This window comes from Lelliottia jeotgali, from assembly GCF_977070485.1.
Map to the genome: position 1 here is coordinate 33,704 of NZ_CDRVFO010000009.1, position 18,840 is coordinate 52,543.

Annotated in this window: 17 protein-coding genes; 3 read left to right on the forward strand and 14 right to left on the reverse strand. The window is 61.3% G+C overall.

Features of this window, described 5'->3' with window-relative positions; all coding sequences use genetic code 11:
- The first annotated feature begins 12 nt into the window (after positions 1 to 12).
- The gene (gene mutS / locus ACW4TB_RS15050; RefSeq protein WP_012315870.1) at positions 13 to 2,586 is read left to right on the forward strand and encodes a DNA mismatch repair protein MutS; all 2,574 of its coding nucleotides are present in this window, start codon (positions 13 to 15) and stop codon (positions 2,584 to 2,586) included.
- A gap of 140 nt (positions 2,587 to 2,726) precedes the next feature.
- Positions 2,727 to 3,050 carry a ferredoxin FdxA gene (gene fdxA / locus ACW4TB_RS15055; RefSeq protein WP_012315871.1) on the forward strand — a complete coding sequence of 108 codons (324 nt, stop codon included), beginning with the start codon at positions 2,727 to 2,729 and terminating at the stop codon, positions 3,048 to 3,050.
- 503 nt (positions 3,051 to 3,553) lie between these two features.
- Here the strand turns inward: fdxA and rpoS are convergent.
- The 8 genes from rpoS to ACW4TB_RS15095 form a co-directional block, all read right to left on the reverse strand.
- Positions 3,554 to 4,561: an RNA polymerase sigma factor RpoS gene (gene rpoS, locus ACW4TB_RS15060; protein ID WP_012315872.1), complete on the reverse strand. Its 1,008-nt coding sequence runs from the start codon at positions 4,559 to 4,561 to the stop codon at positions 3,554 to 3,556.
- 108 nt (positions 4,562 to 4,669) lie between these two features.
- Entirely contained in the window at positions 4,670 to 5,680 is a 1,011-nt protein-coding gene (locus ACW4TB_RS15065) for a peptidoglycan DD-metalloendopeptidase family protein (RefSeq protein ID WP_455843008.1), read from the reverse strand.
- Positions 5,681 to 5,713: 33 nt separating this feature from the next.
- Entirely contained in the window at positions 5,714 to 6,394 is a 681-nt protein-coding gene (locus ACW4TB_RS15070) for a protein-L-isoaspartate(D-aspartate) O-methyltransferase (protein WP_085984895.1), read from the reverse strand.
- The gene (gene surE, locus ACW4TB_RS15075; RefSeq protein ID WP_012315875.1) at positions 6,391 to 7,140 is read right to left on the reverse strand and encodes a 5'/3'-nucleotidase SurE; all 750 of its coding nucleotides are present in this window, start codon (positions 7,138 to 7,140) and stop codon (positions 6,391 to 6,393) included. The genes ACW4TB_RS15070 and surE overlap by 4 nt, the downstream gene beginning before the upstream one ends.
- On the reverse strand, positions 7,128 to 8,186 hold the full coding sequence (truD, locus tag ACW4TB_RS15080) for a tRNA pseudouridine(13) synthase TruD (RefSeq protein WP_251961860.1): 1,059 nt from the start codon (positions 8,184 to 8,186) through the stop codon (positions 7,128 to 7,130). Before truD ends, surE begins: the two co-directional genes overlap by 13 nt.
- Entirely contained in the window at positions 8,183 to 8,656 is a 474-nt protein-coding gene (ispF, locus tag ACW4TB_RS15085; RefSeq protein ID WP_012315877.1) for a 2-C-methyl-D-erythritol 2,4-cyclodiphosphate synthase, read from the reverse strand. The genes truD and ispF overlap by 4 nt, the downstream gene beginning before the upstream one ends.
- 151 nt (positions 8,657 to 8,807) lie before the next feature.
- Entirely contained in the window at positions 8,808 to 9,656 is an 849-nt protein-coding gene (fghA, locus tag ACW4TB_RS15090; RefSeq protein ID WP_455843015.1) for an S-formylglutathione hydrolase, read from the reverse strand.
- Positions 9,657 to 9,670: 14 nt separating this feature from the next.
- The gene (locus ACW4TB_RS15095; RefSeq protein WP_012315879.1) at positions 9,671 to 10,783 is read right to left on the reverse strand and encodes an S-(hydroxymethyl)glutathione dehydrogenase/class III alcohol dehydrogenase; all 1,113 of its coding nucleotides are present in this window, start codon (positions 10,781 to 10,783) and stop codon (positions 9,671 to 9,673) included.
- Between the two features lie 107 nt (positions 10,784 to 10,890).
- Here ACW4TB_RS15095 and ACW4TB_RS15100 point away from each other — a divergent pair, with 107 nt between their 5' ends.
- Complete coding sequence (locus ACW4TB_RS15100; protein ID WP_012315880.1) at positions 10,891 to 11,787, forward strand: LysR substrate-binding domain-containing protein; 897 nt, start codon at positions 10,891 to 10,893, stop codon at positions 11,785 to 11,787.
- 137 nt (positions 11,788 to 11,924) lie between these two features.
- Here the strand turns inward: ACW4TB_RS15100 and ispD are convergent, their stop codons facing one another.
- The 6 genes from ispD to accA form a co-directional block, all read right to left on the reverse strand.
- Positions 11,925 to 12,632: a 2-C-methyl-D-erythritol 4-phosphate cytidylyltransferase gene (gene ispD, locus ACW4TB_RS15105; protein WP_254466325.1), complete on the reverse strand. Its 708-nt coding sequence runs from the start codon at positions 12,630 to 12,632 to the stop codon at positions 11,925 to 11,927.
- Positions 12,629 to 12,910, reverse strand: a complete 282-nt coding sequence (ftsB, locus tag ACW4TB_RS15110; RefSeq protein WP_012315882.1) for a cell division protein FtsB — start codon at positions 12,908 to 12,910, stop codon at positions 12,629 to 12,631. The genes ispD and ftsB overlap by 4 nt, the downstream gene beginning before the upstream one ends.
- Positions 12,911 to 13,072: 162 nt before the next feature.
- Positions 13,073 to 14,362, reverse strand: coding sequence for a phosphopyruvate hydratase (gene eno / locus ACW4TB_RS15115; protein ID WP_012315883.1), 1,290 nt, complete (start codon positions 14,360 to 14,362; stop codon positions 13,073 to 13,075).
- Positions 14,363 to 14,557: 195 nt separating this feature from the next.
- On the reverse strand, positions 14,558 to 16,186 hold the full coding sequence (locus ACW4TB_RS15120; RefSeq protein ID WP_012315884.1) for a CTP synthase: 1,629 nt from the start codon (positions 16,184 to 16,186) through the stop codon (positions 14,558 to 14,560).
- Between the two features lie 269 nt (positions 16,187 to 16,455).
- Positions 16,456 to 17,736: a tRNA lysidine(34) synthetase TilS gene (gene tilS, locus ACW4TB_RS15125; RefSeq protein WP_012315885.1), complete on the reverse strand. Its 1,281-nt coding sequence runs from the start codon at positions 17,734 to 17,736 to the stop codon at positions 16,456 to 16,458.
- A gap of 55 nt (positions 17,737 to 17,791) precedes the next feature.
- Complete coding sequence (gene accA / locus ACW4TB_RS15130; RefSeq protein ID WP_042111686.1) at positions 17,792 to 18,739, reverse strand: acetyl-CoA carboxylase carboxyl transferase subunit alpha; 948 nt, start codon at positions 18,737 to 18,739, stop codon at positions 17,792 to 17,794.
- Between the last annotated feature and the right edge of the window lie 101 nt (positions 18,740 to 18,840).

Sequence of the window (18,840 nt, forward strand, 5' to 3'; positions counted from 1 at the left end):
GTAAGGCCCTGAATGTCTGATCTTTCCGCACACACCCCAATGATGCAGCAATACTGGAAGCTGAAAAACCAGCACCCGGACCAGCTGATGTTCTACCGCATGGGCGACTTTTACGAAATCTTCTATGAAGATGCGAAAAAAGCCGCAAAACTGCTGGATATCACCCTGACAGCCCGTGGCCAGTCAGCCGGCCAGTCGATCCCCATGTGCGGAATTCCTTTCCACTCGCTGGAAGGCTACCTGGCCAAGCTGGTCAAGCTCGGCGAGTCGGTGGTGATCTGCGAGCAGATCGGCGACCCCGCCACCAGCAAGGGCCCGGTAGAACGTCAGGTGGTGCGCATCATCACCCCCGGCACAGTCAGCGACGAAGCGTTACTCGACGAGCGCCGCGACAACCTGATTGCCGCACTGCTGGGGGACGAGCGCCTGTTTGGCCTGGCGGTGCTGGATATCACCAGCGGCAACTTCAGCGTGCAGGAGATCAAGGGCTGGGAAAACCTGCTGGCCGAGCTTGAACGCATCAACCCTGTCGAACTGCTGATCCCCGACGACTGGCCCCGCGACCTGCCGGCCGAGAAACGTCCGGGCGCACGCCGACGAGCCCCTTGGGACTTCGACCGCGACTCGGCACGCAAGGCTCTGTGTCAGCAGTTCGCAACCAAAGACCTCAAGGGCTTTGGTTGCGACAAGCTGACCCTGGCCATCGGCGCCGCCGGCTGCCTGCTGACCTACGCCAAGGAAACCCAACGCACCGCCCTGCCCCACCTGCGCAGCTTGCGCCATGAGCGCCTGGACGACACCGTGATCCTCGACGGGGCCAGCCGCCGCAACCTGGAGCTGGACATCAACCTGGCAGGTGGTCGCGACAATACCTTGCAGTCGGTGATCGACCGCTGCCAGACCGCAATGGCCAGCCGCCTGCTGACCCGTTGGCTGAACCGCCCGCTGCGCGACCTCAAGGTCTTGCAGGCGCGCCAGGATTCGATTCGCTGCCTGCTCGATGGCTACCGCTTCGAAAAACTGCAGCCGCAACTCAAGGAAATTGGCGATATCGAGCGGATCCTCGCCCGTATCGGCCTGCGTAATGCCCGCCCGCGCGATCTGGCGCGCCTGCGTGATGCCCTCGGCGCCCTGCCCGAACTGCAGAACGCCATGGCTGAGCTGGAAGCCCCACACCTGGCGCGCTTGGCGGCCATCACCGGCACCTACCCGGAGCTGGCCAGCCTGCTGGAGCGGGCAATCATAGACAACCCGCCAGCAGTGATCCGCGACGGCGGCGTACTCAAGGCCGGCTATGACAACGAGCTGGACGATCTGCTGGCGATCAGTGAGAACGCCGGCCAGTTCCTGATCGACCTGGAAGCCCGCGAGAAGGCCCGCACCGGTCTTGCCAACCTGAAAGTCGGCTACAACCGCGTGCATGGCTACTTCATCGAGCTGCCGACCAAGCAGGCCGAACAGGCCCCGGGCGACTACATTCGTCGCCAGACCCTCAAAGGCGCCGAGCGCTTCATCACGCCGGAGCTCAAGGCTTTCGAGGACAAGGCGCTGTCGGCCAAGAGCCGCGCCCTGGCCCGCGAGAAGATGCTGTACGACGCGTTGCTCGAAACACTCATCAGTCACCTTGCACCGCTGCAGGACAGCGCCGCGGCGCTGGCCGAGCTGGACGTGCTGAGCAACCTTGCCGAGCGGGCGCTCAACCTGGACCTGAACTGCCCCCGTTTCGTCGACGAACCGTGCCTGCGCATCGACCAGGGGCGTCACCCGGTGGTCGAACAGGTACTGACCACGCCGTTCGTAGCCAACGACCTGGGCCTGGACAACAGCACCCGGATGCTGATCATCACCGGTCCGAACATGGGTGGTAAATCTACCTACATGCGCCAGACCGCACTGATAGTGCTGATGGCGCACATCGGCAGTTTCGTTCCGGCGGCCAGCTGCGAACTATCGCTGGTCGATCGCATCTTCACCCGTATCGGCTCCAGTGACGACCTGGCAGGAGGCCGCTCGACGTTCATGGTCGAGATGAGCGAAACCGCCAACATTCTGCACAACGCCACTGACCGCAGCTTGGTACTGATGGACGAAGTCGGCCGTGGCACCAGCACCTTCGACGGTTTGTCGCTGGCCTGGGCGGCTGCCGAGCGCCTGGCACAGCTGCGTGCGTACACGCTGTTCGCCACGCACTACTTCGAGCTGACCGTACTGCCTGAAAGCGAACCGCTGGTGGCCAACGTCCACCTGAACGCTACCGAACACAACGAGCGCATCGTGTTCCTGCACCATGTGCTGCCTGGCCCCGCCAGCCAGAGCTACGGCCTGGCCGTGGCGCAACTGGCAGGCGTACCGTCGCCGGTCATCCAGCGTGCGCGCGAGCACCTCGGCCGGCTGGAGACCAGCAGCCTGCCCCACGAACAAGCTGTCTCGAAAAAAACCAAGGGCGAGCCACAAGCACCGCACCAGAGCGACCTGTTCGCCAGCCTGCCACACCCGGCAATCGAAAAGCTGGGCAAGCTGGACCTGGACGACATGACTCCGCGTCAAGCTATCGAAATGCTATATCAACTAAAGAACCTGTTATAACGGCGTGCACCACAAGCTGGTAGAATCCGCCGCGGTTTGCTGGTGCTGCAGGTTATTAGCCTGGCCTGCAGCCACATGCCCGTAAACCGCGCGGCCCTGAGAGGAAGGGCCGCCGCCGTTGCCTGAGGAGAGAACTAGAAATGACCTTCGTCGTCACCGACAACTGCATCAAATGCAAATACACCGACTGCGTGGAAGTCTGTCCGGTGGACTGCTTCTACGAAGGCCCGAACTTCCTGGTCATTCACCCGGACGAGTGCATCGACTGTGCACTGTGCGAGCCCGAATGCCCGGCTCAGGCCATCTTCTCGGAAGACGAAGTGCCTGCGGGCATGGAGAACTTCCTTGAGCTCAATGCCGAGCTGGCGGAAATCTGGCCGAACATCACTGAGCGTAAGGATGCCCTGCCTGACGCCGAAGAGTGGGATGGCAAGCCCGGCAAGATCGCCGATCTGGAACGTTAATCGCCCAGATACGAAAAAGGCCCGCAACGGGCCTTTTTTCATTTTTTACGGGCGAAAAAAGGGGCGGTTTGACCCGCCCACATTTTTTCCGTAGTCCCTGCTTGTCCTAAACATCGTCCTGATGAATCGCGTCTTGCGATGTCCTTGGCCTTCTTCCTGAACGCCTGTGCATGTCCGTGTGCACAGTTCGAATACTAGCGACTTCTGCAGAGCAGGCAACCGCGAACCCTCACAAGACATTACCGTGGACACATTTCCACAAATCTAAAAAGTTCAATTATTTCAGGCGGTTGAGAAAAAAACGAATCAGGAAACGACAATGATTTACTGGCCTTTACGTGTTTGGCTTACACCACAAGTAAGCAAAGGCTTACACTCAGTGCATCTGGGGTAGCAAGTTACATATTGGTTCGTGCTCAGATAATTGCCGGCCGCTATAGCCTGCACACCAAACAAAAACGCCCCGAGGTCATCGGGGCGTTTTGCATACTGGCATGGAGTGCTTACTGGAACAGCGACTCACTGGACAGGCCATTCTTCTCCAGGATCTCACGCAGGCGCTTGAGCCCCTCAACCTGAATCTGCCGCACCCGCTCGCGGGTAAGGCCGATTTCCAGACCTACATCCTCCAAGGTGCTGCTTTCATGCCCGCGCAGACCAAAACGGCGTACCACCACTTCGCGCTGCTTGTCGGTGAGCTCGCCCAGCCACTGGTCGATGCTCTGTGACAGGTCGTCATCCTGCAGCAGCTCGCACGGGTCGGTAGGACGATCGTCGGTGAGTGTATCGAGCAGGGTCTTGTCCGAATCTGGCCCGAGCGAAACATCCACCGACGATACCCGCTCGTTAAGACCAAGCATGCGCTTGACCTCGGCAACGGGTTTTTCCAGCAGGGTGGCGATCTCTTCAGGGGAAGGTTCGTGGTCGAGCTTTTGGGTCAACTCCCGCGCGGCACGCAGGTAGACGTTGAGCTCCTTGACCACGTGGATCGGCAGGCGAATGGTGCGGGTCTGGTTCATGATCGCCCGCTCGATGGTCTGGCGGATCCACCACGTCGCATAGGTCGAGAAACGGAAACCGCGCTCCGGGTCGAACTTCTCGACTGCACGAATCAGCCCCAGGTTGCCCTCCTCGATCAGGTCGAGCAAGGACAGGCCGCGGTTCACATAACGACGGGCGATTTTCACAACCAGGCGCAGGTTGCTTTCGATCATGCGCTTGCGCCCGGCTGGATCACCCTTCTGCGACAGGCGCGCGAAGTGCACTTCCTCTTCCGGCGAAAGCAGAGGCGAGAAACCGATCTCGTTGAGGTACAACTGGGTGGCATCAAGCGCCCGGCTGTAATCGATGTATTTATGCTGCTTGAGCGTAGAGCCTGATTTGGCCCTGGTCCGAACCGACGGTACAGCAGGTTCGTCTGACACCACATCCGTTTCCAAAACGATGCCCGTCTCCATCAGGAGCACGTCATCGTCGATGTCAAACTCCGGCGCTTCTTTATTGAGAGCCATTGTTATAGTCCTTTGCTGAGTTCGAACTCAGACTCGAGCGGCGCCTGCATCCCTGGCATCGCTGGAGCCTCTCCCCTCTACTTCAGAGGAACAGGCCGGGTACAACAATCAACGACGTGGCAGGAACTGGAGTGGATCGACGGGTTTGCCCTGGCGGCGAATCTCGAAATGCAGCTTCACCCGATCAGTGCCCGTGGACCCCATTTCAGCAATCGACTGCCCTGCCTTGACCTGCTGCCCCTCCCGAACCAACAGCCTGCGGTTGTGACCGTAGGCACTGACGTAGGTATCGCTGTGCTTGATGATGATCAGTTCGCCGTAGCCCCGCAAGCCACTCCCGGCGTAGACCACCGCACCATCAGACGCAGCAAAAACAGGCTGTCCCAAATCACCGGCGATATCAATGCCTTTATTCAAACTACCGTTTGAAGCGAATTTTCCAATCAGCACGCCATTTGCAGGCCAGGTCCAACCGCCCACCGCGCGCTCTGCGGCGGGCACCGTGGTAACGACCGTAGTAGGCGTGGTGCGCGTTGCTGGCGTCGTTTTTCCGCCGTTGGCAGGCGCCGTGATAGGTTTTTCAACAGGGCGACGAATGACCGTCGTCTTGCTCGAAGAAGAGGGGCTGGACACCACTGTGGTGCTGCCGGTAGCGCCGCTGCTGAAGCGGATCGCCTGGCCAGGCCGGATGGTGTACGGGGCAGCAATGCCATTGCGGGCTGCGAGCTCCTTGTAGTCCCAGCCGTAGCGAAACGCAATGGAGAACAGCGTATCGCCAGGTTTGACCACATACTGCCCGGAGGTCACGGTCGGCCGCTTGGGCGCCGCATTGCTGCGGTCGACCACGCGTGCGCCGCCCGATCCGGTGCTGGAGCAACCAGTCAGCAGTGCGCCCATGGCCAGTGCAATCACCAGAAGCTTGAAACCCAACCAATCCTTGCGCTGCCGAATGACTGTATGCCCCACCCGCGCTCCCCTCATGGTGCCGAAAATCGAAAATACGGAAAGAAATGCAATAATGTTGCAATTATAACCGAGCGCAACTGCATTGGCAGGCTCGGTGCACAGGCTCAGTAAAGAGCCGGGATGCCCCGCCAGATAGACAGGGCGATGCGGCAAGAATTCGTCGCCACCACAAATATTCCCTGCAGCTCAAGCCACCGGGCCATTGAGCAGCGGTACAAAGCGCACGGCGCCCAGAACACGGCGAGAGAAGCCCTGCTCCTCACGCACGATTAGCATCAACTGCTGGACTTCGCCAGCAGGGCCTACCGGGATGACCATACGCCCCCCAGGAGCCAGCTGGTCGAGCAGTGCCTGCGGCACTTCCGGCGCCACGGCGGTAACGATGATGCCGTTGTAGGGGGCCAGCGCCTGCCAGCCGTCGCACCCATCCCCCCAGCGGAACACCACGTTGCGCAGGTTCAGTTCGACCAGGCGCTCCTTGGCGCGGTCCTGCAGGACCTTGATGCGCTCCACCGAAAACACCCGCTCCACCAGTTGGGCAAGGATGGCCGTCTGGTAACCGGAACCGGTACCGATCTCCAGCACCTTGTCCAGCGGACCGGCCTCCAGTAGCAGCTCACTCATGTGTGCGACCATGAATGGCTGGGAGATGGTCTGGTTGTGCCCGATCGGCAGCGCGGTGTCTTCATAGGCGCGATGGGCCAGGGCCTCATCGACGAACAGATGGCGCGGCGTACGGCGGATGGCATCGAGCACCTTGGGGTTCGATACGCCCTCTTCGCACAGGCGCTGGATCAGCCGCTCGCGGGTACGCTGGGAGGTCATGCCGATACCTCGGCGCTGCAGATCGTCCTGTTCGCGCATCAGAGCACGCCCTCCAGCCAACCGTGGAGCTGCTCGAAGGCATCGTTGAAGGTGCGGTCCAGTTGCAGCGGGGTGATCGACACGTAACCTTGCATCACCGCGTGGAAGTCAGTACCCGGCCCACCGTCCTCGGCATCACCGGCCACGGCGATCCAGTAGCCTTCCTTGCCACGCGGGTTGACCACCTTGGTCGGTGCCGCCGCCCGAGCCCGGTGACCGAGACGGGTCACCTGGATGCCACGGATGTGTTCCAGCGGCAGGTTGGGAATATTGACATTGAGAACCGTACGCGGCGGCAATTCCAGGCGTGACTGCGCCTCGACCAGGCGGCGGGCGATGAACGCGGCGCTCGGCAGATTGTCGGGCAGACGCGACAGTAACGAGAATGCCAACGACGTACCGCCGAGGAAACGCCCCTCCAGCGCGGCAGCAACCGTGCCGGAATAGATCACGTCATCACCCAGGTTGGCGCCGAGGTTGATCCCCGAGACAACCATGTCCGGTGTTTCCGGCAACAGGCCATTGAGCCCCAGGTGCACGCAATCGGTGGGCGTACCATTGAGGCTGATGAAACCGTTGGCCAGGGTTTGCGGGTGCAACGGCCGGTCCAGCGTCAGCGAACTGCCGGCGCCGCTCTTGTCTTGATCCGGGGCGATCACCACGCACTCGGCATAATCCACCAGCGCACCGTGTAGCGCGGCGAGGCCAGGTGCCGTAACACCGTCGTCATTCGAAATCAGAATACGCATGGGCTGTCCGTCTGCCCTGCCGGCACCAGATCGACGAGTTCGCGCACCACCACGGTGGCGAAGCATCCGGCCGGAAGGACGAATTCCAGTTGCAGGATATCAGGCTCGGGATAATGCCACGTCAGGCCGCCAATAGGGAGCCGCAGGATGCGCCGTTCGTGACTCATGCCTGCATTGGCCAGCCATTGGCACAGCAATGCATGCTGCTGACCTATCGCCGTCTCCAGCGTCAAGGCCGCGCCGGCCGCTGGAGACGGGCCCTCGCCCCACATCGGGCCGGTGGGATGCAAATCCAGAATGGCCAGGCGAGGATCTGAACATTCCTGTTCACCCGCCGAAAAAAAACTGCGGCTATCGGTGAATGCCAACAGGTCACCAACTTGGGCCCGCTGCCAACTGCCGTCGGCAACGCGAGCGGCCAGGACCTGGTTGAACAGGTAGCTGCGGGCAGCCGAGAGCAGCCGCGAACGCACGTTGCGCTGCTCGGGCAGGGCCTTGAGGGCAGCCCAGTGCTGGGCATCCTGGACATTGCCGCCGCCATGCCCGAAGCGCTGGCCGCCGAAGTAGTTCGGCACACCCTGCTGTTTGAGCGTCTGCAGGCGGGCATCGAGGGCAGCATGATCAGCCGCCAGCGCCGTAAGGCGCAGGGTGAAGCCATTGGCCGAATGGGCGCCGCGCTGCAGTTTGCGCTGGTGACGCACCTGCTTGAGCACACGCAGAGTGGCATCTTCGGCACGCGACAGGTCGGGGTCTGCCTTACCGGGCAGATGCAGGCTGAACCACTGGCGCGTCAGGGCCTGGCGGTCCTTGAGGCCGGCATAGCTGATCGAACGCACCGGCACGCCCGCGGCTCGCGCCAGGCGGCGGGCAGCTTCCTCAGTATTGAGGTCGCGCTTCTCCACCCACAACCACAGGTGCTCGCCCTGGCCCGATAGCGGAATGTCCAGCACCTCATCGACCTGGAAGTCTTCGGCAACAGCCTTGAGTATCGCAGTGCCCAGGGGTTGGCCCGATGCGCGCGGGCCCAGCAGTTCCAGTTCGGTCATGCTGGCAGCAGCAGGGCGACCGCATGCACGGCGATACCCTCCTCGCGGCCGGTGAAGCCCAGTTTCTCGGTGGTGGTGGCCTTGACGTTGACCTGGTCGAGTTCGACCTGCAGGTCCTCGGCGATCCGTTGGCGCATGGTTTCGATATGCGGAGACATTTTCGGCGCCTGGGCAACGATGGTGGCGTCGACATTACCGACTTTCCAGCCTTTGGCCTGGACGATGCCGACCACATGGCGTAGCAGTACGCGACTGTCGGCGCCCTTGAATTGCGGGTCCGTATCGGGGAAGTGCTTGCCGATGTCACCCAGACCCGCCGCGCCAAGCAAGGCATCGCTCAGGGCATGCAGCAGCACGTCACCGTCGGAGTGGGCCAGGAGGCCGTATTTGTGGGGGATACGCACCCCACCCAGGGTAATGAAATCACCGTCGCAAAAACGGTGCACATCGTAGCCGTGGCCAATACGCATAGAAAAACGCCCTGATTGAGTCAGGGCGTGATTCTACCTGCATTTCGAGCTGCAAGCTGCAAGCTGCAAGCCACAAGCAAAAAGCAAAAAGCACGCGTTGCGCTGGTCGCACTTTCTTGCGGCTTGAAGCTTGCTGCTTGTAGCTGCAGCCCTACCCCCGACCAAGTGCCACTGCGTGATGACGCAGATGCTCATCGATGAAGCTGGCGATGAAGTAATAGCTATGGTCATAGCCAGGTTGCAGGCGCAGGCTCAGCGCATGCCCCCCTTTGCGGGCCGCCTGCTCCAACGCTTCAGGCTTGAGCTGCTTGGCAAGGAAGTCGTCACGATCGCCCTGATCGACCAGCAACGGCGGGCACTCGCCCGCTGGTGTCTCGGCAAGCAGCACACTGGCATCCCACTCGCGCCAGCGCGCCCGGTCATCACCCAGGTAACGGCTGAATGCCTTCTCCCCCCAAGGGCAATCCATCGGATTGCTGATCGGCGAAAACGCCGATACAGAGCTGTAGCGACCCGGGTTGCGCAGGGCGCAGACAAGCGCGCCATGCCCACCCATGGAATGGCCACTGATGCTGCGTTGGTCCGAGGCTGGGAAGTGCGCTTCGATCAGCTCTGGCAGCTCCTTGACCACATAGTCGTGCATGCGGTAGTGCTGCGCCCAGGGCTGCTGGGTGGCGTTGAGGTAGAAGCCGGCACCCAGGCCGAAGTCCCAGGCACCGTCAGGGTCGCCCGGCACCTGCTCGCCACGCGGGCTGGTATCTGGCGCTACGATGATCAGGCCAAGCTCGGCGGCCAGGCGCTGGGCGCCGGCCTTCTGCATGAAGTTCTCGTCGGTACAGGTCAGGCCGCTGAGCCAGTACAGCACTGGCAGCTTTTCGCCCTGTTCGGCCTGCGGTGGTAGGTAAACGGCGAACACCATGTCGCAACCCAGCACCTTGGAGTGATGCCGGTAACGCTTGTGCCAGCCGCCAAAGCTTTTCTGGCAGGAGATGTTATCCAGGCTCATGGCTCACCTCAGAAGTGGATCACGCTGCGGATGCTCTTGCCTTCATGCATCAGGTCGAAAGCCTTGTTGATATCTTCAAGGCCCATGGTATGGGTGATGAAGGTGTCCAGCGGAATCTCGCCCTTCTCGGACATTTCCACGTAGCTTGGCAGTTCGGTACGGCCGCGCACGCCACCGAAGGCAGAACCACGCCAGACGCGCCCGGTCACCAGCTGAAACGGGCGAGTGGCGATTTCCTGGCCGGCACCGGCGACACCGATGATCACCGATTCCCCCCAACCCTTGTGGCAACACTCCAGAGCCGCGCGCATCAGTTGTACGTTGCCGATACATTCGAACGAAAAGTCTACGCCGCCATCGGTAAGGTCGACGATCACTTCCTGGATCGGGCGATCGTATTCCTTCGGGTTGATGCAGTCGGTGGCACCCAGTTGACGGGCGATCTCGAACTTGGCCGGGTTGATGTCGATGGCGATGATGCGCGATGCCTTAGCTTTGACTGCGCCTATGACCGCCGACAGGCCGATGCCGCCCAGGCCGAAGATGGCCACTGTGTCACCCGGCTTGACCTTGGCAGTGTTCAGCACCGCACCGATACCGGTGGTCACGCCGCAACCAAGCAGGCAGACCTTTTCCAGCGGCGCTTCCTTCTGGATCTTGGCGACGGAGATTTCCGGCAGCACGGTGTACTCGGAGAAGGTCGAGGTGCCCATGTAGTGGAACAGTTGTTGGCCCTTGTACGAGAAACGAGTGGTGCCGTCCGGCATCAACCCCTTGCCCTGGGTGGCACGTATAGCCTGGCACAGGTTGGTCTTGCCCGAGCGGCAGAATTTGCATTGACCACACTCAGGGGTATACAGCGGGATCACGTGATCGCCGACCGCCACCGAGGTGACACCCTCACCTATCGCCTCGACAATCGCGCCACCTTCATGGCCCAGAATCGACGGGAAGATACCTTCCGGGTCGGCACCCGAGAGGGTATAGGCGTCAGTGTGGCAAACACCGCTGGCCACCACACGCAGCAGGACTTCGCCAGCCTTGGGCATGGCCACGTCCACTTCGACGATTTCCAGAGGTTTCTTGGCCTCGAAGGCTACAGCGGCACGGGACTTGATCATCAAAGGTCTCCAGACAAAGGGTCAGTTCAGACATGCAGTGTAATTCAGCTTGTTTTGATGAATAATCGTGGTAAAGACAAAACATTATTGCTGTGCAGGGATAATCAATGATCAGTCGGTGGGAAGGCATCGATGAATTCGTAGCCGTGGCCGAATCGGGCCAGTTCACGGCCGCAGCCGAGCGCATGGGCGTATCGTCGTCGCATATAAGCCGGCAGATCGCCCGCCTTGAGGAGCGCTTGCAAACCCGCCTGCTGTATCGCAGTACGCGCCGCGTGACCCTGAGTGAAGCCGGGCAGACATTCCTGCAACATTGCCAACGCCTGCAGGATGGCCGTGAAGAAGCACTGCGCGCCATGGGTGACCTGGCCAGCGAACCCAAGGGGCTATTGCGCATGACCTGTGCTGTGGCTTATGGCGAGCGCTTCATCGTGCCGCTGGTGACGCGCTTCATGGCGCTGTATCCACAGTTGCGGGTCGAAGTGGAGTTGAGCAACCGCACGCTGGACCTGCTGCACGAAGGCATGGACCTGGCCATTCGCCTGGGGCGGCTTGCCGATTCGAGGTTGGTGGCGACGCGCCTGGCGCCACGGCGCATGTACCTGTGCGCTTCACCAGCCTACCTTGAGCGCTACGGCCGTCCGCACAGCCTGTCGGAACTGGCCCGGCACAACTGCCTGGTGGGCAGCTCGGACCTGTGGGCATTGCAACAGGACGGGCGCGAGATTAGCCAACGGGTGCAGGGCAACTGGCGGTGCAATAGTGGCCAGGCAGTGCTGGATGCCGCTTTACTGGGAATGGGGCTATGCCAGTTGCCGGATTACTACGTACTGGAACACCTAAACAGCGGCGCACTGGTGTCGTTGCTGGAAGCGCATCAGCCGCCCAATACCGCGGTGTGGGCGCTGTATCCCCAGCAGCGGCATCTGTCGCCCAAGGTTCGGCGGCTGGTGGATTATCTGAAGGAAGGGTTAGCGGGGATGCCGGAGTACCGAATGGCCTGACAGTTTAGCGGGTCCGCTTTGCGGCCCAATCGCCGGCAAGCCGGCTCCCACTGGGTTTGCGCTGAACTTGAGAGCAGCGGGGTAACCTGTGGGAGCCGGCTTGCCGGCGATTGGGCCGCGAAGCGGACCCGGAAATCTCAACGGCGCCCTGACCAACGCTGGCGCAGCCACTCCAGGTCTTCCGGGCGGGTCACCTTGATGTTGTCGCTGCGCCCTTCGATCAGCCGCGGCGCCTGGCCGGACCATTCGATGGCCGAAGCTTCATCGGTGACTACCACGTCGGACACCAGGCACTCGGCCAAGGCCCGATGCAAAGCCCCAAGGCGGAACATCTGCGGCGTGTAAGCCTGCCAGATGGTGCTGCGATCCACAGTAGCACTGACCCGCCCATTGGCATCGGCGCGCTTTAGCGTGTCTCGCGCAGGGACCGCCAGCAGCCCACCTACCGGGTCATCAGCCAATTCCGACAACAAACGGTCAAGATCCGCACGAGCCAGGTTCGGCCGCGCCGCATCGTGCACCAACACCCAGTCAGTGTCCGCCGCACCTTGGGCATGCAACAGCAACAGGGCATTGAGCACCGAGTCGGCGCGTTCACGCCCACCTGACGCACGCTGGATGCGGGGATCGCTGGCGCAGCGCAAGCCCGGCCAGTAAGGATCATCCGCAGCAATGCTGACCACAACACCCTTGAGCGTCGGATGGCCGAGAAAACAGTCGAGGCTATGCTCGAGAAGGGTCTGCCCACCCAATTGCAGATACTGCTTCGGGCGGTCGGCAGCCATGCGGGCACCTACGCCCGCAGCAGGAATCACGGCCCAGAAGGCCGGCAGGGTTTTGATCATTTTTGCGGCAGCTGGAAGAGGGTTTCGCCCTCTTTGACCATCCCCAATTCGTGACGAGCCCGTTCTTCAACGGTCTCCATACCTTTTTTCAATTCTAGGACCTCGGCATAGAGCACGCGGTTACGCTCCAGCAGCCGCTCGTTCTCGGCATGCTGCTCGTCGATCTGCTGCTTGAGCTCAGCCACTTGCGCCAGGCTGCCGTTACCCACCCACAGGCGGTACTGCAGGCCACCAAGCAGCAGGAGCAGGACAAGGAACAACCAATAGGGACTGCGCATCAAGGTATCCAGGTTAAAAAGACCGCCGCGAATAGGCAGACCTCAAATAGCACGAAGCCTGGCCGAGGCCAGGCTTCGTCGACAGAAACCCGCATCATGTGTCAGAAATTTCAGTAAGAAAGTTCCGACAGCTTCGGCTGCTGTCTTTTTACCATCTCTTGCTTAGCCGCGAAACTCAGCACGACCGCGGTAAACCGCTTTGGCGCCCAGTTGTTCTTCGATGCGCAGCAACTGGTTGTACTTGGAGACGCGGTCGGAACGGCACAGCGAGCCGGTCTTGATCTGGCCAGCGGCAGTACCCACAGCCAGGTCGGCAATGGTCGAGTCTTCGGTTTCACCGGAGCGGTGCGAGATCACTGCGGTGTAGCCAGCGGCCTTGGCCATCTGGATGGCTTCCAGGGTTTCGGTCAGCGAGCCGATCTGGTTGAACTTGATCAGGATCGAGTTACCGATGCCCTTCTCGATGCCTTCCTTGAGGATCTTGGTGTTGGTCACGAACAGGTCGTCGCCGACCAGTTGCACCTTTTCGCCGATCTTGTCGGTGAGGATCTTCCAGCCAGCCCAGTCGGACTCATCCAGACCGTCTTCGATCGAGATGATCGGGAAGCGCTCGGTGAGGCCTTTCAGGTAGTCGGCAAAACCTTCGGCGTCGAACGACTTGCCTTCGCCGGACAGGTTGTACTTGCCGTCTTCGTAGAATTCGGAGGCCGCGCAATCGAGGGCCAGGGTCACGTCTGTACCCAGTTTGTAGCCGGCTTTTTCCACGGCTTCAGCGATGGCGCCCAGGGCGTCTTCGTTGGAAGCCAGGTTCGGCGCGAAGCCACCTTCGTCACCCACGGCAGTGTTCAGGCCACGGGCCTTGAGCACAGCCTTGAGGTGATGGAAGATCTCGGTGCCCATGCGCAGGCCATCGGAGAAGGTCTTGGCGCCAACCGGCTGCACCATGAACTCCTGGATGTCGACGTTGTTATCGGCGTGCTCGCCACCGTTGATGATGTTCATCATCGGAACCGGCATCGAGTACTGACCTGGGGTGCCGTTCAGGTTGGCGATGTGCGCGTACAGCGGCAGGTCCTGGTCCTGGGCAGCAGCCTTGGCAGCAGCCAGGGAAACAGCCAGGATGGCGTTGGCGCCCAGCTTGGCCTTGTTCTCGGTACCGTCCAGTTCGATCATGGCGCGGTCCAGGGCCTTCTGGTCGGAAGGGTCCTTGCCCAGCAGCAGGTCACGGATCGGGCCATTGATGTTGCCAACAGCTTTCAGCACGCCCTTGCCCATGTAACGGCTCTTGTCGCCATCACGCAGCTCCAGCGCTTCGCGCGAGCCGGTGGAAGCACCGGACGGCGCGCAAGCGCTGCCGATGATGCCGTTGTCGAGCAGTACATCGGCTTCCACGGTGGGGTTGCCACGCGAATCGAGAACTTCACGACCTTTGATGTCGACGATTTTTGCCATTGTTGTAAGCACTCCAGAATTGACGAAAACAACGCAGCTTTAGGAAATTCTTGCCTTGCACCAGGCGTAGATGCAGCAGGCAGGCCTGGCAGAAGCAGCCCCTGACCGGCGGGTCAGGGGCAGAACGGACGGTACTTTACCCGAGAAATGAGCTTTGCGCGGTTTATACCGTCGGAAAACTCACAAAGCCTGAGCTCAGGCCTTGTTCTTCTGCGCCAGAGCAGCCTTGACGAAGCCACTGAACAGCGGGTGACCATCACGCGGGGTCGAGGTGAACTCGGGGTGGAACTGGCAGGCGACGAACCACGGGTGGTCCTTGGACTCGACCACTTCAACCAGGGCACCGTCTTCGGAACGACCGGATACCACCAGGCCGGCATCGACCAGTTGCGGCAGCAGGTTGTTGTTCACTTCGTAGCGATGGCGATGACGCTCGGTGATCACGTCCTTGCCATAGCAGTCATGCACCTTGGAGCCGGCAGCCAGTTGGCAATCCTGCGCGCCCAGACGCATGGTGCCCCCCAGGTCGGAGGCTTCGGTACGGGTCTCGACAGCGCCAGTGGCATCGGCCCACTCGGTGATCAGGCCAACGACCGGGTGGCCGCTGTTGCGATCGAACTCGGTGGAGTTGGCGTCTTTCCAGCCCATCACATTGCGGGCGAATTCGATCACGGCAACTTGCATGCCCAGGCAGATACCCAGGTATGGCACCTTGTTCTCACGGGCATACTGCACCGCGGTGATCTTGCCTTCTACGCCACGCAGGCCGAAACCGCCCGGTACCAGAATGGCGTCTGCGCCTTCGAGCAGGCTGGTGCCCTGGTTTTCGATATCTTCAGAATCGATGTAACGCAGGTTGACCTTGGTGCGGTTGGTGATGCCGGCATGGCTCATCGCTTCGATCAGCGACTTGTACGCATCCAGCAGCTCCATGTATTTGCCGACCATGGCGATGGTCACTTCGTGCTCAGGATTGAGCTTGGCGTCGACTACCTTGTCCCATTCGGACAGGTCGGCGCTGTTGCACTGCAGGCCGAAGCGCTCGACGACGAAATCGTCCAGGCCCTGGGCATGCAGAATGCCTGGGATCTTGTAGATGGTGTCGGCGTCTTCAAGGGCAATCACCGCACGCTCTTCAACGTTGGTGAATTGAGCGATCTTGCGGCGCGACGAGCTATCGATCGGGTGGTCGGAGCGGCAGACCAGCACGTCAGGCTGCAGGCCGATGGAGCGCAGTTCCTTGACCGAGTGCTGAGTCGGCTTGGTCTTGGTCTCGCCAGCGGTGGCGATGTACGGCACCAGCGTCAGGTGCATCAGCATCGCGCGCTTGGCGCCGACTTCGAAACGCAACTGGCGGATCGCCTCGAGGAACGGCTGCGACTCGATGTCGCCCACGGTACCACCGATTTCCACCAGGGCCACATCGGCATCGCCGGCGCCCTTGATGATGCGACGCTTGATCTCGTCCGTGATGTGCGGGATGACCTGAATGGTCGCGCCCAGGTAATCACCACGACGCTCTTTGCGCAGTACGTGCTCGTAGATGCGGCCGGTGGTGAAGTTGTTGTTCTGGGTCATGGTCGTGCGGATGAACCGCTCGTAGTGGCCCAGGTCGAGGTCGGTCTCGGCGCCGTCGTGGGTGACGAATACTTCACCGTGCTGGAACGGACTCATGGTGCCAGGATCGACGTTGATGTACGGATCCAGCTTGAGCATGGTGACCTTTAGCCCCCGCGCTTCCAGGATGGCCGCCAGGGAAGCCGAGGCAATGCCTTTCCCCAATGAAGAAACAACACCGCCCGTGACGAATATGTAGCGCGTCATGAAAAACCCTAGAAGTCTGCGTTAAGGCGGCCAGCGCCGCCGGAGAAAGCGAAGGAAGGCCGAAGCCCCCGATCACCTGCGTCAATCACAGTGCATCTCGAAAAACTGCCGCGTCTGTACAGACCAAGGTTATCCCCGGCATGGAGCTCGCTCGTCATTTCCAGAATCAGCCCAGCAAAAAACTGCGTGGTAATCGGCAACTGCCGTGTTTCCGAGGAACGCACAGAAGTTGTATCAAGAAGGGAGGGTAGTCTACCGGAATGTACCCTTCAGCTCAAACCTTGCGCGTTCGTCGGAGGCTGCCAGTGGAGCTGGCAATCGGCCTGCGCCAATCGCGGCAGATTGGCCACTGCCAGCAAGCGCTCGCCACGATACAGCAGTGGTAGGCGCGGTCGCACGAAGTGCGGGACTTGCAACTCGTTGAGCAGGCGTTTGAGGTCGCGCTTGCCACGGCCTGGTATGTCCAGCACTTCCCCGCCCTTGCGGTAGGCGATGCGCAAATCGCCTACCGGGGCGCCCTGCTGGCTGACGCTGCCGTTCCCGGGCAATGGCAACGGGCTACCGGGCGTCTCCCAGCGCAGCGTCCCGCCGACAGGCTGCAGCCAGTCACCACACAACCACCAGATCCGCCCGTGGCTGCGCTCCAGCTTGCCGTCGGTCAGTTGCCAGGCAGGTTGGGAATCGACTGCCGCATCTCGCAGTGCCGCCCAACCGGCCCAATGCCGGGTGTCGGGCAGACGGGTGCGCAGGCTCAACCAATATTGCAGGGCATTGCGCTGGCGGGCTGGCGACAGCGCCGCCAGGCTCGCGAGGTCAAGGGAGTCCAACCCTGACCAAATCGCAGGCGCCCCCTTCCGGGCCACGGCCAGGTCAGCCTGAGCCAGCTCATCGAGCAGACCGAGCGCCTCCCCCAGATGATCGGCACCACGAGCCAGGGCCTGGCTGGCCTTCGGCCAACGCTTCTGCAATAGCGGGAACACTTCTGCGCGCAAAAAATTGCGGGCGAAGGCCGTATCTGCGTTGGACGGGTCTTCGGCCCAGATCAGCCCATGGGTTTGAGCATATTCATGCAACTGCGCGCGAGACACGTTAAGCAGCGGCCTGACCACGTGGCCGCGACCCAACGGACGCTGCTGCGGCATCGCGGCCAGGCCACGCAGGCCGGCACCGCGCAGAAGCCGGAACAGCAAGGTTTCGGCCTGGTCATCACAGTGCTGCCCCGTGAAAAGGACGTCGCCCGCGCCAAGAACGGTCTCGAATGCCGCATACCGAGCATCGCGCGCAGCCTGCTCCAGGCTCGCCCCGGCAGGGACCTGAACGTGGATGACGGTGAGTTCGATGCCCAGCCGCTCACACACCGCGGTGCAATGGCCTGGCCAGGCATCGGCGGCAGGTTGCAGGCCGTGGTGGATGTGGATGGCATGGAGCGGCGGCGTTGCGTGGATGCGGGCGTAGTCGGCCAGCCAGTGCAGGAGGACGGTGGAGTCGAGGCCACCGGAAAAGGCGATGTACCAGGCAGGGGCATTGAGCCAAGGAGTGAGGTTGATCATTTGAGCCCCACGCGACTTGAAAGCGTTGGGGGCGCTTTGCGCCCCCAGTGGTGCATCAGAGACCGTAGCTCATCAAGCGCTCATAACGACGGGCCAGCAGCGTGTCATTATCGAGCTTGCCGAGCATGTCCAGCTGCTGAACCAGGTCAGCGCGAATGCTTTCGGACATCTGCGCCGGGTCACGGTGGGCGCCGCCCAGCGGTTCCTGGATGACCTTGTCGACGATGTTCAGGCTTTTCAGGCGCTCTGCGGTGATACCCATGGCTTCGGCAGCGTCCGCGGCCTTGTCTGCGGTCTTCCACAGGATCGAGGCGCAACCTTCCGGCGAGATCACCGAGTAAGTGGAGTATTGCAGCATGTTCAGCTGGTCACACACACCGATAGCCAGTGCACCACCGGAACCACCTTCACCGATGACGGTGGCGATGATCGGGGTCTTAAGGCGTGCCATGACACGCAGGTTCCAGGCGATCGCCTCGCTCTGGTTGCGTTCTTCTGCGTCGATGCCTGGGTATGCGCCCGGGGTATCGATGAAGGTCAGGATAGGCATCTTGAAGCGCTCGGCCATTTCCATCAGGCGGCAAGCCTTGCGGTAGCCTTCAGGACGCGGCATGCCGAAGTTGCGGCGAACCTTTTCGCGCACTTCGCGACCCTTCTGGTGGCCGATGACCATGACCGGCTTGCCATCCAGGCGCGCGGTACCACCGACGATGGCAGCATCGTCAGAGAAGTGACGGTCGCCGTGCAGCTCTTCGAACTCGGTGAAGATGTGCTCCAGGTAGTCCAGGGTGTACGGACGACGCGGGTGACGGGCCAGGCGGGCGATCTGCCAGCTGGTCAGGTTGCCGAAGATGCTTTCGGTCAAGGTGTTGCTCTTGTCCTGCAGACGGGCAATTTCATCGCTGATGTTCAGCGAGTTGTCGTTACCCACCAAACGCAGCCCTTCGATCTTGGCTTGCAGGTCGGCAATCGGCTGTTCGAAATCGAGAAAATTCGGGTTCATAGTCATCCGTCTTGGGTCTACGGCCAGGCGGCCGGCCGGTTGATCCGTTTGGCGCCCTACCTTAAGGGATCAGGCGCATTCAGGTCGAGATTAAATTTCGT